The organism is Nitrosospira multiformis (assembly GCF_900110185.1).
Taxonomy (GTDB): Bacteria; Pseudomonadota; Gammaproteobacteria; order Burkholderiales; family Nitrosomonadaceae; genus Nitrosospira; species Nitrosospira multiformis_A.
The window spans coordinates 34845-50226 of sequence record NZ_FOCT01000011.1 but is presented as its reverse complement, the minus strand read 5'-3'; the positions used below and the strand labels follow the sequence as shown (position 1 = coordinate 50226).

Below are 15382 nucleotides of genomic sequence, written 5' to 3'. Positions count from 1 at the left end.
ATAAAAATCCAATCCATTGAAAGCTCGCGGTCAACCATCAACAGTGCTCGCATTATCCACAATCAACCGCTTCCGCCGGCTGATATCCTGCATAAGGATCCTCATATCCCAACCACGCGAGAATCCGGGTTTCCGTTTCCTCCATGTTTTTGGCATCCTCATCCTCCTGATGATCATAGCCCTGCAGATGCAGGACTCCATGCACTGTCAGATGCGCATAATGCGCTATCAGATCCTTTTGCTGCTGACCTGCTTCATTTTCCACTACCGGCGCACAGAGTACGATGTCGCCAGCCAGAGAGTAAGCATCTTGCTTTTCCCCGAGCGGAGCATCAGGATCGATTTGCCCATCCCTGTAAACGAAGGTCAGGACATTGGTTGCATAATCCTTGTTGCGAAAGTCCCGGTTGAGGCGGCGGCCTTCCTCTTCGTCCACGATGCGTAATGCGATTTCCGCATCATGCGCCAAAGCCGCTTTGACCCATTTACGAAGCAAGGTTCTGGGAGGAAGCGGCTCTCGTGTGGAAGTCGCATATTGGATAGTCATTTTCAATTTCGCCGGTTTCGGTCTGGCATACCCCCCGCTATCAGGAGTGCCGGAGGAACTACTCCTTTCTTTCATATTTCTCATAGGCATTGACAATTCTTTGCACCAGCGGATGGCGCACTACATCCTCTGCATCGAACCGCGTAAACGCAATGCCCCGCACTTTTTCAAGAACCTGCTGGGCTTCCACCAAACCGCTTTTCTGATGTTTTGCAAGGTCAATCTGCGTGATATCTCCCGTCACGACGGCCTTGGAGCCAAAGCCGATGCGGGTCAGGAACATTTTCATCTGTTCCGGCGTGGTATTTTGCGCCTCATCCAGAATGATGAAAGACTGGTTCAGCGTTCGCCCGCGCATGAATGCAAGCGGAGCCACTTCGATTGCGTTTCGTTCAAACTGTTTGCTGGTTTTATCGACCCCCATCAGATCGTAGAGCGCATCGTAAAGGGGACGCAAATAAGGGTCCACTTTCTGCACCATATCACCCGGTAAAAATCCCAGGCGTTCGCCTGCTTCCACCGCTGGCCGCACCAGTATGATACGCGCCACGATATCCCGCTCGAGTGCATCCACCGCGCTTGCAACCGCAAGATACGTTTTCCCGGTGCCTGCGGGGCCGATGGAAAAAGTGATGTCATGTGTCTGGATCTGGTGCAGATACTCCACCTGATGGGGCGTGCGCCCGCGCAAATCGCTACGCCGCGTATACAGGGTGGGCTCCACTATTTCCTTGTCATCTGGCCCCTGTTTTTTCTGATGATGGGGATTCATCGCCTCGATCAGGCCCAATTGAATCTGTTCGATACCGAGATGATGGTGTGCCTGATCGTAGAAGTTCTGCAGAGCTTCCGCGGCGAGTGAAGTCTGAGCTGGTTTCCCGCGGATACTGAAATGTTCTCCCCGCCTCGCAATCGCCACATCAAGAACCGTCTCGATCTGCCTGAGGTTTTCATCCAGCACACCACACAGGTTCGCCAGACGCTGGTTGTCAGCGGGGGAAAAAGAAATTTCTACGGGTTTGGGCTTCAATGGCGCGTAAAGCGACACAATATGGAGGTGAGGTCTTAATTCTGGCAGCGACCGACCTTCTTTGCAACTGATCCTATTCAGGAAAGGTTGAAATCGCTTTGCCTATTGGTTGATCCTCCGCTCGGCAAGGAAATGGGGGAAGAGAAGGCATCGGGGGTGAGATGATAGTCAGTAGAGGCGATGATAGTCAGTAGAGGCACGGTTGGGAAGGGCGGACAAATCTTGTATGCCTAATGGATCGTTCATCTGGCACTATGCCCCCCCGCCTCACCATCACTATGCACCTGTAAGATACTCCAGTTGCTTGGAACTTGCCTTTGTTATCTGATAGCGGTATTAAGAGGCAGCTTGAAAAGCCAGGTACAGACCAAGCGCGCGGAAAGAGGATCATTGCCTCAGGTGTTGATTGAACAGGGGTCCGTGAATTTTTTGGGATTCGAGTTCGACTCCGCTAAAAAGTTCAGTTCCCTTTGATGCACAAGCCAGCTCCATTGGGGATCGAAAGGGGCAATTCCAGCCGGGACGAAACTAAGGAATCACTGAACAAATCCTCCGCAGTGCGCGTTGCTGTTAAAATCGCGATGATCACGAGGCGCGTGACGAAGGTCGTAGCTTGCGCATTTACGTGTTATAGCGATGCCAAGGAGCGCGAAAAAGTGGCACCCCAAAGCGAGCCCGAGGATTCCGCGAAGCGGATGGGGCAGTGTCGGAGTGTAACGACCGCGCAAGACCGAATCTGGAGCGCCAGTATCCCGCTGCGAGGTTGCATCTTCCTTTGGAAGACACTGCTCCTCTCTCCGAGGTCGTCGCCTTTCGTGCATCTCATCCCGCAAAGCCCTCCGTTGCGCCTGCGAGGGATTTATTCGGCGGTTCCCAAGGAAAGAGATCGATGACAATTCGGAAAATGAGTTATATTTTTTACCTCGTAACCGGAGTACTTATTTCCCTGCTTACCCTGTTTGTTGCGCTTCGTTTCTTCGAGCTCCGGAAACTGAATGATGCCGAAAACGTGCGCTATGCCGCCTTCCTTGCAGTGGATGAGCTGCGCCAATCTTCCGACGACTTGACGCGCACGGCCCGTGCCTATGTCGCCACAGGCAACCCGAAGTTTGAGCAAATCTACTTCGATATATTGGCTATCCGCAACGGCGACAAGGAACGTCCGCTGCATTACGAGCGCGGCCACTGGGATCTGATCCTCGGACATTTGAACCCGGGCTCCGCGCCGGGGCGCAGGATTTCCTTGAGATCGCAAATAAAGAAACTCGGATTTGCGGCGACTGAGCTTGCAAAACTTACGAAAGCCGAGAGTCGCTCAAACCAGTTGACGGAGCGAGAGTACCAGGCATTCAATGCAATGAAAGGGCTATTTCAGGATTCAGCCGGAGAATTCAACGTGAAGGGCGCTCCCGACGCCGCCTTGGCCAGCAGCCTGCTGCATGATGAGAGCTATCACACGGCCAAGGCTGAAATCATGCGTTTGTTGAACGAGTTTCATGAATTGCTCGACAAGCGTACCCGCAATACCACGGCCCTCGCCCAAAACCGCGCCAATCTTTACATATCCGGCGTGTTTCTCATGCTTGCCTTTCTCATGGCCTGGTTCGCCTTTTCATATCGTGTCGTGCGTCGGAAGGTGCAAAATCTTGCATGGCTCGAAGATAAAGCCAGGAATATCGGAGAGGCGAGCAGCTCGCCCGGTTTCTACATCGACTCGAACGACGAGATAGGCAGCCTTTCCCGCGCCTTCATCGTATCTCAGGCTGAACGTGATCGCTACTTCAATCAGTCTCTCAACTTTCTTGCGATTTCCGGGTTCGATAATCGTTTCAAGCGGGTAAATACAGCCTGGACCAAAGTTTTTGGCTATTCGGAGGAAGAACTGCTGTCCAAACCTTTTATGGATCTTGTCTTCTCCGGTTCACGCGCAGATACGACGGCAGAGCTGGACAAGCTCGTCATGGGTAGCAATGTTTCCTTTGAAAGCCAGATGCGCTGCAAGGATGGCTCCTTCCGCTGGGTCTTGTGGAATATAGCTGCTGCGCAGGATGTCCGTGAATTCTACTTTTCGGGCCAGGATATCACCGCAAGGAAGAATATCGAGAGAGAGCTCCATAATGCCCGAAAAGCGGCAGAGGCTGCCAACCGGGCCAAAAGCGAGTTTCTGGCAAATATGAGTCATGAGATCCGCACACCGATGAATGGCGTGCTTGGCGCAGTCGGGCTGCTTTTAAACACTACGCTAACCCCATCACAGCGCGAGCTGGCGGGACTGGCGCGCGCGAGTGGCGAGACACTGCTTTCCATAATCAATGACATTCTCGATTTCTCCAAAATCGAAGCCGGTAAGCTCGTTATTTCACCGGTTCCTTTTGATCTGCTTCAGGCCGTTGAAGAAGTAGCCGGCATGGTTGCCATGCAGCCGGCAAGAAAGGCAAATGTGAATGTAATCGTACGTTACCTGCCGAATGTGCCGCGTTATGTATTCGGCGACCTGGGACGCATTCGCCAGGTATTGATAAACTTGACCAACAATGCGATCAAGTTTACAGACAAGGGCCACGTACTCATCGATGTAGAAGCCGATGCTCTCAGTGAAGATGAAGTATCACTCCGCATCAGCATCGAAGATAGCGGACTGGGAATCGCGCCAGATAAGCTGCAAAGCATCTTCGACAAATTCACGCAGGCTGATGCCTCTACCACGCGGCGTTATGGGGGGACAGGCCTGGGGCTGGCTATCAGCAAACAGCTGGTCCAGCTAATGGGCGGTACCATTGCTGCGAAGAGCCGGGTGGGCGCTGGATCGACGTTCTGGTTTACGCTACCTTTGGCCTTGCAGAAAGATTGGCCGACGGACGCCGGTCTGGACGCGGACCTGACACATGTTCGGGTGCTGATCGTGGACGATAACTCAGCTAATCGCCTGGTCCTGCAAGAGCAGCTCCGCGGCTGGAGGATGCGCATCGGCAGCTGCGCGTCCGGGGCAGAAGCCTTGCGGGCTCTGCATACATCTCATGCCTCCGGCGATCCCTACAGGATTGCGATCCTCGATCATCAGATGCCGGATATGGACGGAGAAATGCTGGGCCGGACCATCAAGGCGGATCCATTGCTCCGCAGTATTCATCTGGTGATGTTGAGTTCCCTGGGACAAGAAGGCGATCTCAGAGAGCGGCTTCAGAAGATCGGCTTCGCGGCCTATCTGCTCAAGCCGGTGCGGCAATCGGAATTGCTGTCGACTCTGGTAAATATCTGGGACGCCCAACGCCATCAGCGAACTATAAATCTCATCAGTCAGCCTTTCTTCCCCGCGAATCCCGAGATGCAGGCCACCGATGGCTCGAATTGTCTGTTTGCCGGTACACGCGTACTGCTTGCTGAGGATAATGCTACCAATCAGATCGTCGGAGCGATGATATTGCGCAATCTGGGCTGTGTGGTGGATGTTGCCGCTAATGGCCGGGAAGTCATGGAGATGGTGGATGTATTCCTCTATGATATGGTGTTTATGGATTGCGAGATGCCAGAGATGGATGGTTTTGAAGCCACTGCCGCACTTCGCCGCCGGCTCGACAGCAAATCGCGGCTTCCCGTCATTGCGGTAACGGCACAGGCTATGCAGGGTGATCGAGAACGTTGCCTGCGCGCGGGCATGGACGATTACATCAGCAAACCGGTAAAGCTGGAGGATTTTGCGGCAGCGTTGAAGCGCTGGATGCCGGGCAGGGAACAGGGGCAGAAGAGTGAAACACCTCCCACGGCAAGGCATGAAAAGTCAATGGCAGCCAGCACCCCGAATCATTCCCCACCGACAGTCTCTTCTTCCCCACCCGTTTCTTTATCCCTTTCGATGTCTTCCGCATCCTCTGTATTGGATGCGGAAGTCGTTGCGAGACTTCGATCGCTTGCGGAAGCGACGGACCCATCCTTGATTACCCAGATATTCACATCGTTCCTGAGCGATGGGGCGGAGCGCATCGATACGCTGAAGGAGGCCCTCGCAGGAAGAAACATGGAACTTCTGTACAAGACTGCTCATGCTATCAAAGGCGCCAGCGCCAATATCGGGGCGCACTCCATGGCGGATACGGCTCAAAAGCTGGAGCTTGCAGGCAAAGCCGGCGACATGACTGGAGCAGTCACTTTGATTGAGCAAATTGAAATGGAATTTGGACGCATGCAGCATGAAATTACGCAGTCAGATCCCCATTGCGTATCGCTGCCGGATGCAACTCGATCATGAAAATACTTATTGCCGAAGACGACACGACCTCGCGCCTGTTGTTTGCCGCCACCCTCAGGAAATTGGGCCATGCCGTAACGGCAGTAGAGGATGGGCGTAAGGCATGGGAAGCCTGGCAAAAGGATGAATATCCGCTGCTCATCTCTGACTGGATGATGCCTGATATCGATGGTCTGCAATTATGCAGAATGATCCGCAGCGAACCGGGCCTGCAATATACCTACATCATCCTTCTTACGGCGCTGGACAGCAAGGGCAGCTATCTCGAAGGCATGGACGCAGGGGCGGATGATTTCATTACCAAACCGTTCGATGAAGAACAACTCGCAGCCCGGCTACGGGTCGCTGAACGAATACTTGGGCTGCATCAAAAGCTACATATCCAGGCCACGCGTGATTATCTGACGGGCGTGTGGAACCGAGCCTCTATCATGGATTATCTGCAGAAGGAGTTGAAACGAGGAGCGCGTCAGGATATCTGCACGAGCGTGATGATAGCGGATCTCGATCACTTCAAGCGAATCAACGATACCTATGGGCATCCAACCGGTGACGAAATACTGCAAGAGGCAGCCCGCCGTATGTCAAGTGTATTGCGGGGTTATGACCGGATCGGACGCTATGGAGGCGAGGAATTTCTCATTACCGCATCGGGTTGTGACTGGAGCGAGGCCACGGCCCTGGGCGAAAGAATCTGTAGCTCCATCAGGAGCGAGCCTGCCAACAGCCGTGCAGGACAAATTGACATGACTGTGAGCATAGGTATCGCAACGAGTTGCGGGGAGGTTAATGATATAGGTGAGCTTATCGCAGCCGCAGATCAAGCTCTCTATCAAGCAAAAAACGCTGGGCGTAATCGCGTTGAATTGTCACGGCTGACGACCGAATCAAGACCCGGGACATAGCGCCGAAAAGTTGCCGCCTCCGGCTCTTGTCTCTCTGGTTTTTAATAAAACTGCAGCAGAGCTTATCAATTCCCTGTAGTTTTCTCCCGAAACTCACACCGGAAGTCCTTCTATAGGTATTTGGTCGAACTCCACCCTCAGCGTAGCCTCAAATCCGGTTCCCTTAACTTTGAATTCCCACCCGCCACGTACTTTTCTCATCTCGTCCGATGGCGAAGCCTGGAAATCAGGTTGGGCGAACTGCTCGTCAGCATGGATGTACATAGTGAAGGGATTGTTCAAGAGGGCGCGCAAGTAGTATTGTTTTCGGAAAATCACGTTGTCTGAAAATCCCACCCCGTAGATATCTCGTTCGCCCAGATAGACGTCCAACCGCATAACCATATCTTTTACCGTAATGCTCTTGTCTTCCAGGATTGAACTGGTATCGAGATACCCCTCCCAGATCAGGCGATCAGGCCCGGCCCACGAAAAAGCGACCTTGTCATCGCTCAGGATCATCTTTGTGGAACGGGCCGTAGCAATTCTCAGCTTCGGGACTTTGGTGAAATAGTTCGAAGTCGACACGGCGTGGTTTGATCGAAACCCCGAAGAAGAATTCACTCTTGCCGAAAAAATCCTGACCGCGGAGGATTTTTGCCTTTACAAGGCGGAGCCTGGCTCGGACATTGCCGAAGAAGAAGCGTGTCGCCACTTCAAAAGACTCACGAGCGGTTACAAGTGAGTCAAATCCTCCATGGCATTTGTGAATAAAAGTGCGGGGCGCTTCGGGAATCTGCGCGTACTGTTGTTTTACAAGCCCATCGCTACGGTTGTAGGTCGGACCAAACTCTCCTGAGATTGAGAACAGGCGGTTGGCGAGAGAGGAAGCACTCACTTTGTAGGTTCGATAGTTCGTGCCGACTACGGTGAGTATACGATCCAACGGAAAGTACTCTTTGAGCTGAGTGAAAGATTCCCGTTTAGTATCGTCCTTTTGGAATACCGGATTGAAGTGTTCGAGTTCTTTTTCTGCTTCAATTCCAATCCAGTTCTTCAGAAACTGAAATGATATCCCTTGATGCGGTGTACCCAGGGTGACGATCTTGTTGATGTAATCGTCCGCCTTGCGGTCTGAATCGGGATAAGTGCGCTGTATAACCTCCCGGACAAGGAGACCACCCATTGAGTGAGCTATGATATTTACCAGAGGCTCGCTCCCATCCTTACGCTTGTGGGCGGTAAGACTCCGTATGAAATCGATAAGCCGAACGAGCGCTTCTCCATAAATTTTAAACTTCCGATCGTCAAGATCGTAATAACGAAAAACCCACAGAGTCCGAAGCGGGTCCTCCTTCGTCCGGATCAGGTTGAGCGCCATTGCTGGATCGATGACGACCTTGTCATCCACGAAGTACTCCGTCGGAAGAAACGACAACTCGTCGGGGAGAGGGAATTGCCCCTCAGTTACCTTGCTTCTGTAATATCCAACAACGTTTGTGGCATCGTGGTAGCGCCAAGAGGACTTGAGGAACCGGAGAATAAAGCCCTCGTAGATGTAGTTCTCACCGCGTTTTCCCGGATAGACGGTGCCGTCGTTGAAGCCTTGGTAGGCAATCCGCTTTTCGTCTTCAACATCGAGCCCTCCAAATCCCCGAATGAGAATTAAAGGAAGGCGATCCCGTGTAGGTAGAGCCATATTTCCCCTTATCTGTCCTTTTATTTACCGACTTCAACATGATTGATGATCCTTCACAAATGGCCAGCGAAAGGAGCATCGTGCATTAAGGTAGTGCAGAGAGAAGAATGGCTCTTTTAATGCTAGATTTTCTTCTAGAGATGTGTATCGGGATATTGCCATTTCTCAAACCTAACTTTTTTGAATGGGCCACAGTTATTTATAGACTGAATCGAGCTTGAAGGTTTTCAGTTTGCCAGGCAATTGGTGCAATGAGACCAGAAGAAGATATATTGTTTTCTCCATTTTCTAATCTATAAATGAAATATGAATAGCATTGAATCGAGTTCCTGTTTAATTAATGCTAATAGCCGCCCCATCCAATAAAGTCCTAAAAATCAGAGGTGCATAATGAGCGCAGAGAATATTGTTGGCGCCACTAGAGAGAAAGTGTCAACGCCCGGGAGTTCCGAGCCGCCAGATGATCGTTTCTGCGATTTGGTAATGAAGGGAGGAATCACGAGTGGAGTGGTATATCCGCGTGCGATCAGTTTGTTATCCCATCATTATCGCTTCCGGGGTATCGGGGGCACCTCAGCCGGTGCAATAGCAGCTGCAATTACCGCGGCTGCTGAATATCAACGCCGAGAAAAAAATGGCTCTCGCAAAGGTTTCGATCTTCTTGAGAATCTTCCTGGGCGACTGGGAAGCGAGGCAAAAAAGGGGAAACGCAAGCTTCTCAGTCTGTTTCAGCCGCAGCCAAGTACACGTCGGTTATTTGCAGTATTAGTCAGAACGCTAAACAAGGGCAGCACAAAAAGCCGGTGGTTCAGTTTATTCAAGGGATTGCTGATAGCGTATTGGCCTGCGACCGTACTTTCGATAATAGTAGCGTGGGCAATTGCTCAAAGCGGAGCATGGTTTGCTGCATTTTTACTACTGGTCATTGCACTGCCGCTGAGCATAGGCATCTGGGTTTACCTGGACATTACGGAGAAAATGGTTGCCAATGGATTCGGATTGTGCAACGGGATGCCCGAGGAAAAAGATGTTGACGCTCTTACACCCTGGTTGCACGACATGATTCAGAAGGCAGCGGGACTAGGCAAGGAGGATGACCCTTTAACGTTTGGTCACTTGTGGAATGCAGGTGGTGAGAAGTTTCCCCCATATTGGCTAACAATACCAAAAGGGGTAAAAAAGCGCGCTATTGATCTTCAGATGTTTTCAACCAATCTTGCTCACGGACGACCATACGTTTTTCCATTAGCCGAACCAGAAACTGGAGAGAGTCGCTTCAAAGGCCACGAGCGATTTTATTTTACTGAAGCGGAAATGGGGCAGTATTTTCCTCCTGAAGTCGTGAAGTGGATGGTGGATCATTCTCCTACGACGATAGAGAGAAAAAAAAGAAAGGAAAGTTTAGCTCGAGGGGAAGAGGCAGAGGAAAAGACACTGTCAGTAGAAGACGGAACGGATATGCTCGAGCTGCCAGAACCAGAGCATTTTCCCGTGCTGCTGGCTACGCGAATGAGTCTTGCTTTCCCATTCTTGATCTCGGCCATTCCCCTGTATGCTCTGGATCCCGATCTCTCACAAGGAAAACGGAAGTTTCACCGGTGCTGGTTTTCAGATGGAGGAATCAGTTCAAATTTTCCTATCCATCTTTTTGATGGCTTGGCTCCAATCTGGCCTACATTTGGGATCCATTTAGAACCCGCAATAGATGGCCAGAAGAAATTATTTTATTTACCACCTATATATGATGAAGGCTATGCGGAATCCTGGAGCCTGTTTGCGGAGAAGCCTGAGCCGGTTGGCAGACTAGGAGGATTCATCAGTGCGATCGTCAATGCCATGCAGAACTGGAACGATAATACTGTCAGGCTTATGCCCGGCTTCAGGGACCGCGTCGCCCGCGTCAGGCTTAAGGAGGGAGAAGGTGGCATGAACCTGGACATGAAACCTGGCATAATCGACACTCTTGCTGAACGCGGCAAGGCTGCCGCCGAGGAGCTCATTCAGCGCTATGCAATCCCCTCTCCCGAGGGAGAGGAAGCACTTGGTTGGGATGAGCATCGTTTTGTTCGATTCAATAATCTTCTCGTGATGATGAAAGCGAGGGCTCCCGGTATAGTGGACGCAATCAGTAACAACTGCAAGTATGCAACCAGTATGGAGGATTTATTTGAAAAATTCAGTTGTGCCACGGATGAAAGTGGGAAGCTGACTCCTCCACCTGGTTATGAAGAACCAATGACTCCGAACGAAAAGGATGCATATAAAACGTTAGTGGCTGCTTTAAATGCCCTGGCGGAGGTAATGCTTAAGATAGATAATAACATTCCATTCAAACCCATTCCCAAGCCGAATCCAGAACTTAGGGTTAGACCCCCTCTGTAGTTTGCCCCTAATCCGCTGGAGGCCTGCTTGGGGTCTCATTGGGTTGGGTCGGTTTGATTCTGATCTGGCGTCTCACGACTATCTTGCGCCGTCTGGGTAATTTCGCGCGAAGTGGCAGCTGCTCTTTGCTAAAAAGCTACGCCTGGTATTTACCCAGCCGCTAGTCTTCATGCTGGAGAAGCACATGGATCCGTCGAAGACGGGCCGTTCTTCTCTATTTTTTATACCTTGCCAGGATGATTTTTTCCTGAAAACCCATTCACCTGTCGCTTCTATTGAGGGGTTATATCAGCTTCTACGCTTTCGCCACGTAGAGTGTGGGACAGGGCTGCGGTAATTTTTAGATCTGCAAATTTTCCTATCATTTCGGGATGGCCGGGAAAATTGACCACGCGGTTATTATCGGTACGCCCGCTCAATTCGCCGGGATCTTTTCTGGACAAGCCTTCCACCAGAACGCGTTGTATCGTCCCAACCATCCTGACGCTGATCGCTTGCGCCTGTAGCTCCACTTTTTCCTGCAACCGCTGCAGCCGCTCCAGTTTGACCTGATGCGGCGTAGTATCTTCCAATCCGGCTGCCGGGGTCCCCGGACGGGAACTGTAAATAAAGCTGAAGGAACCATCGAAGTTGACCGCCTCGATCAGTTTCATCGTTGCCTCAAAGTCTGCTTCGGTTTCCCCAGGAAAACCAACAATGAAATCAGAGGTAATCGAAATGTCTGGCCGGGCAGCACGCAGTCGGCGAATGATCGATTTGTATTCCAGCGAAGTGTAGCCTCGCTTCATCGCCGCCAGGATGCGATCCGAACCGGACTGAACCGGCAAATGCACGTGACTTACCAGCTTGGGAGAAGTCTTGTAAGCCTCGATGAGGCGAGGCGTGAATTCCCTCGGATGAGAGGTGGTATAACGGATGCGTTCGATACCCGGGATTTCATGGAGATATTCCAGCAGCAGCGCAAAGTCGGCTAATTCGCCCTCTTCCGCATATTGCATCCTGCCGCGATAGGCGTTGACGTTTTGTCCCAGCAGGGTTACTTCCTTGACACCCAGATCTGCCAGACTTGCGATTTCCGTCAGGATATCGTCGAGCGGACGTGAGATTTCCTCACCGCGTGTATAAGGAACCACGCAAAAGCTGCAATACTTGCTGCACCCTTCCATGATGGATACGAAGGCGGTCACGCCCTCTGTGCGTGCCGGCGGCAGATAATCGAATTTCTCGATCTCGGGAAAGGAGATATCCACCTGGGGTCGGCCCGTAATCTGGCGCGTCGAAATCATCTGCGGCAGCCGGTGCAGCGTCTGCGGACCAAACACCAGGTCTACATAGGGCGCGCGTTTGACGATCTCCGCCCCTTCCTGGCTGGCCACGCATCCGCCCACGCCTATCAACAGATCGGGATTGGCAGCCTTGAGATGTCTCACGCGCCCAAGGTCATGAAACACCTTTTCTTGGGCTTTTTCCCGCACCGAGCAAGTGTTGAAAAGAATTACGTCAGCTTCAGTGGGATCATCCGTTTTTTCCATGTGCTCCGCATCACGCAGCACGTCCGCCATCTTTTCCGAGTCATACTCGTTCATCTGGCAGCCAAATGTTTTGATGTAAAGTTTTTTTGCCACGACCTTACTTGCTGTTTCAGTAAATCATGATGAGCGCCAAGCCAATTTGCATTTAGAAGCGTCCGGGCGATATCGTTCCTCCCCGGAGTTACCCGCTGTTCCTCAGTCCGGCGGCAACTCCATTGATAGTAAGCTGGATGGCGCGTGTTACCGCATCTGTAGCGTCTCCGGACCGGTACCGGCGCAACAGCTCCACTTGCAAATGATTGAGTGGATCGATATAAGGGGTACGATTGCGAATGCTGCGCGCAAGCGTGGGATTATCCTGCAATAGTTCAGTTCGACCGGTCACGGCAAAAAGCCATTTCACGCTAAGTTCCCATTCTTTTTGTATCCGCCCGAAAACTTCGCGCCGCAGTTCCACATCCGTAACCAGTTCAGCGTAGCGCGAAGCAATACCCATGTCAGTTTTGGCCAGTACCATGTCCATATTCGACAGCAATGTCTGCAGGAACGGCCAGGCCTGATACATTTTCTGCAGGAGTCCCAGTCCGTTGTCGCCCCTGCCTTCGCGCTGCACGAACATTTCCACGGCTGTGCCGAAACCATACCAGCCGGTAATCATCGCGCGGTTGACACCCCAGCTGAACGTCCATGGAATGGCGCGCAGATCCTCTATCAGGTCGGATTTTTTGCGGGAAGGAGGACGACTGCCGATATTGAGTCCCGCAATTTCCTTTATCGGAGTCGATTCCTGAAAATACCGGTTGAATCCAGGGGTTTCATATACCAGGCTGCGATAAGCCCGCAGGGCATCGCCTGCCAGTACTTCCATGACTCCATAATATTCATCCGCGCATTGGCCCAGCGTATCATGGCTCAGCAGCGTCGCCTCGATGGTTGCTGCGACCAGTGTTTCCAGATTACGCCGTCCGATCTCCGGATCGGAATATTTGCTGCCGATGACCTCGCCCTGCTCGGTGATGCGTATTTGCCCGTTGACGCTCCCAGGCGGCTGCGCCAATATTGCCTGATAGCTGGGTCCGCCGCCGCGGCCGACTGTGCCGCCGCGTCCATGGAACAGCCGCAGCTCGACTTTATGCTTGGCAAAGACCTTTGTGAGTTCGGTTTCGGCCTTGTAAAGTTCCCAGTTGGCTGCGAGGAATCCACCATCCTTGTTGCTATCGGAGTAGCCGAGCATCACCTCCTGAACGTCATTGCGCGAATCCACCAGCTTGCGGTAATAAGGGATCGAGAATAACTCATCCATGATGCGGGCACAGCCACGCAGGTCGGCAATGGTTTCGAACAACGGAACAATATTGACATGCAGGCAGGGTTTTTCTCCTGCGCGCAGCAGTCCTACTTCTTTCAACAGCAGCGCAACTTCCAGGATGTCGGATATGCCATCAGCCTTGGAAATGACATAATTGGGCAATGCCGCCGGACCGAAGCGGCGATGGATTTCGGCCGCCGTCTCCACGATATGCAATTCACTCTGGGCAAGCTCGGAATAGTCGAGGTAAGGCGAGCGCAGGAGACGCGGACTGCTGACCTCGGTCAGGAGGCAGCGCACACGTTCCGCTTCCGGCAGGTCTGAGTAGCCTTTCAGGTTGGCGCCTCGTTCGAACAGTTCGGCCACGACCTGCTCATGAATGTGGCTGTGCTGGCGCATATCCAACGGCGCGAGATGAAAACCGAATACTTCGGCCGCCCGCCGCACGTGACGCAGATCGCCCCGCGCCAGTAACTCCGACTTATGCTGTTCGAGCGAATGGATGACGATATCGAGATCGCGAACGAGTTCCATGCTGTCAGTGTAAGGCTCCGCCGGACCGACCGGACGCCGTTGCCTGATTGCATGGCCAAGCCCCATGCTGGTGGCAGCGAGGCGCGCATAAATACCGATCAGGGCGCGTCGATAAGGCTCATCAGCGCGACTCGGCGCCCGATCGGGCGAAGCCTCAGCCAGCGCCGTCAAGGCATCGTCCACGTCGACCAGGCGATCAGTCAGGCTTAACCGGCGGCCGATCCGGTGCACTTCCCCCATGTAAAAATCCAGTGCCAGGGCGGATTGCCGCTCAGCGGCGTGCAGTAATACCTCATGAGTAACGAAGGGATTGCCGTCGCGATCGCCGCCTATCCAGCTGCCAATACGAAGAAACGGAGGAATACGGGGAGCTTTATCGCCCATCCGGCGTTCAAGCAGATCTTCGATTTCCGCATACAGATGCAGCACTTCTGTAAGAAAAGTATAGTGATAATAGGCCAGGCCATTTTTGATTTCGTCATATACGGACAGGCGCGCCGAGCGCAGCATGCGAGTCTGCCATAATATTTGAATGTTGGTGCGCAATCCCTCTTCGTTCTTGCTTAGCTCATCCGGGGTGAGCTGCACCCGGTCGCGCTCGTTCAACAGGCGAGCAATTGCCAACTGGCAATCAAGTATGCTTCTCCGCTGTACTTCTGTCGGATGGGCTGTCAACACCGGCGAAACGAGCGCTTTGTCAAAGAACCGGCCAAGGGTCGCACTGCTTGTTTCCTTGGAGAAAACCAGGTCGAGCGCGCGCGCGACACTGCCCGCCTGCGGTTGCGACCGTGCTAAAAGGTAGCTCCGCCGCCGGCGGTTGTGATGCATATCCTCGGCTATGTTCGATAGCTGCGAGAACTGGCTGAATGCGCGTACCACTGCTTCGGTAGCCTTATTGCTCAACTGATTAAGCAGCCTGTCCAGTTCCTGTCGCGCCTTCGGATCCTGGTCGCGGCGAAACCGGATAGCTGTCTGGCGAATGTTTTCCACCAGATCAAAAGTAGGCTCGCCCTCCTGTTCACGCAGGGTGTCGCCCAGCATGCGTCCGAGCAGGCGGATGTCCTCCCGCAGAGGATCATCCTTCGGCTCCTTGTCATGGATGTGATTAGGATTAGTATCAATACTTTCGCTTGGGGAAGCGAGCGATGCCATAAACAACCTCTTCTCTGGAAGATGGGGGCTCATGCCCTGAGTAACTTGGTTTGATACTTCAGTTTGC

The 15382-nt window shown here is 52.6% G+C and carries 9 protein-coding genes and 1 pseudogene; 4 read left to right on the top strand and 6 right to left on the bottom strand.

What is annotated here, in order from left to right:
* Window positions 1–52: 52 nt before the first annotated feature.
* Window positions 53–622, bottom strand: coding sequence for an rRNA maturation RNase YbeY (gene ybeY, locus BMY01_RS12455; RefSeq protein WP_074747833.1), 570 nt, complete (start codon window positions 620–622; stop codon window positions 53–55).
* The gene (locus BMY01_RS12450) at window positions 606–1577 is read right to left on the bottom strand and encodes a PhoH family protein (RefSeq protein WP_074748001.1); all 972 of its coding nucleotides are present in this window, start codon (window positions 1575–1577) and stop codon (window positions 606–608) included. The genes ybeY and BMY01_RS12450 overlap by 17 nt, the downstream gene beginning before the upstream one ends.
* Window positions 1578–2466: 889 nt before the next feature.
* On the opposite strand from BMY01_RS12450, the gene BMY01_RS12440 reads away from it, so the two are divergent.
* Window positions 2467–5823: a response regulator gene (locus BMY01_RS12440; protein ID WP_074747827.1), complete on the top strand. Its 3357-nt coding sequence runs from the start codon at window positions 2467–2469 to the stop codon at window positions 5821–5823.
* Window positions 5820–6728 (top strand): GGDEF domain-containing response regulator, encoded by a 909-nt coding sequence (locus BMY01_RS12435; protein WP_074747823.1) that lies wholly within the window; start codon window positions 5820–5822, stop codon window positions 6726–6728. Before BMY01_RS12440 ends, BMY01_RS12435 begins: the two co-directional genes overlap by 4 nt.
* 93 nt (window positions 6729–6821) lie before the next feature.
* Here BMY01_RS12435 and BMY01_RS18120 read toward each other — a convergent pair whose 3' ends face one another.
* Together BMY01_RS18120 and BMY01_RS12430 are read right to left on the bottom strand one after the other, a co-directional pair.
* Window positions 6822–7229 (bottom strand): hypothetical protein, encoded by a 408-nt coding sequence (locus BMY01_RS18120; RefSeq protein WP_217638667.1) that lies wholly within the window; start codon window positions 7227–7229, stop codon window positions 6822–6824.
* Complete coding sequence (locus BMY01_RS12430) at window positions 7213–8406, bottom strand: PGAP1-like alpha/beta domain-containing protein (RefSeq protein WP_217638666.1); 1194 nt, start codon at window positions 8404–8406, stop codon at window positions 7213–7215. Before BMY01_RS12430 ends, BMY01_RS18120 begins: the two co-directional genes overlap by 17 nt.
* A 390-nt stretch (window positions 8407–8796) precedes the next feature.
* Between BMY01_RS12430 and BMY01_RS18810 the strand changes: the two are divergent.
* Both BMY01_RS18810 and BMY01_RS12425 read left to right on the top strand, forming a co-directional pair.
* A pseudogene (locus tag BMY01_RS18810) lies at window positions 8797–9165 on the top strand (patatin-like phospholipase family protein); the annotation flags it as partial.
* A gap of 300 nt (window positions 9166–9465) precedes the next feature.
* The gene (locus BMY01_RS12425; RefSeq protein ID WP_368086243.1) at window positions 9466–10788 is read left to right on the top strand and encodes a patatin-like phospholipase domain-containing protein; all 1323 of its coding nucleotides are present in this window, start codon (window positions 9466–9468) and stop codon (window positions 10786–10788) included.
* A 272-nt stretch (window positions 10789–11060) separates the two neighbouring features.
* On the opposite strand, the gene miaB is transcribed toward BMY01_RS12425, so the two are convergent.
* Both miaB and ppc read right to left on the bottom strand, forming a co-directional pair.
* On the bottom strand, window positions 11061–12413 hold the full coding sequence (gene miaB, locus BMY01_RS12420; RefSeq protein WP_074747817.1) for a tRNA (N6-isopentenyl adenosine(37)-C2)-methylthiotransferase MiaB: 1353 nt from the start codon (window positions 12411–12413) through the stop codon (window positions 11061–11063).
* Between the two features lie 88 nt (window positions 12414–12501).
* Window positions 12502–15315 (bottom strand): phosphoenolpyruvate carboxylase, encoded by a 2814-nt coding sequence (gene ppc, locus BMY01_RS12415; protein ID WP_074747814.1) that lies wholly within the window; start codon window positions 15313–15315, stop codon window positions 12502–12504.
* Window positions 15316–15382: the final 67 nt, after the last annotated feature.

Coding starts and splice junctions, on each gene's coding strand:
- BMY01_RS18120 (WP_217638667.1), bottom strand. CDS start 7,229: ATGATCCTGAGCGATGACAAGGTCGCTTTTTCGTGGGCCGGGCCTGAT.
- BMY01_RS12425 (WP_368086243.1), top strand. CDS start 9,466: ATGATTCAGAAGGCAGCGGGACTAGGCAAGGAGGATGACCCTTTAACG.
- ybeY (WP_074747833.1), bottom strand. CDS start 622: ATGAAAGAAAGGAGTAGTTCCTCCGGCACTCCTGATAGCGGGGGGTAT.
- BMY01_RS12440 (WP_074747827.1), top strand. CDS start 2,467: ATGACAATTCGGAAAATGAGTTATATTTTTTACCTCGTAACCGGAGTA.
- BMY01_RS12430 (WP_217638666.1), bottom strand. CDS start 8,406: ATGGCTCTACCTACACGGGATCGCCTTCCTTTAATTCTCATTCGGGGA.
- BMY01_RS12435 (WP_074747823.1), top strand. CDS start 5,820: ATGAAAATACTTATTGCCGAAGACGACACGACCTCGCGCCTGTTGTTT.
- ppc (WP_074747814.1), bottom strand. CDS start 15,315: ATGGCATCGCTCGCTTCCCCAAGCGAAAGTATTGATACTAATCCTAAT.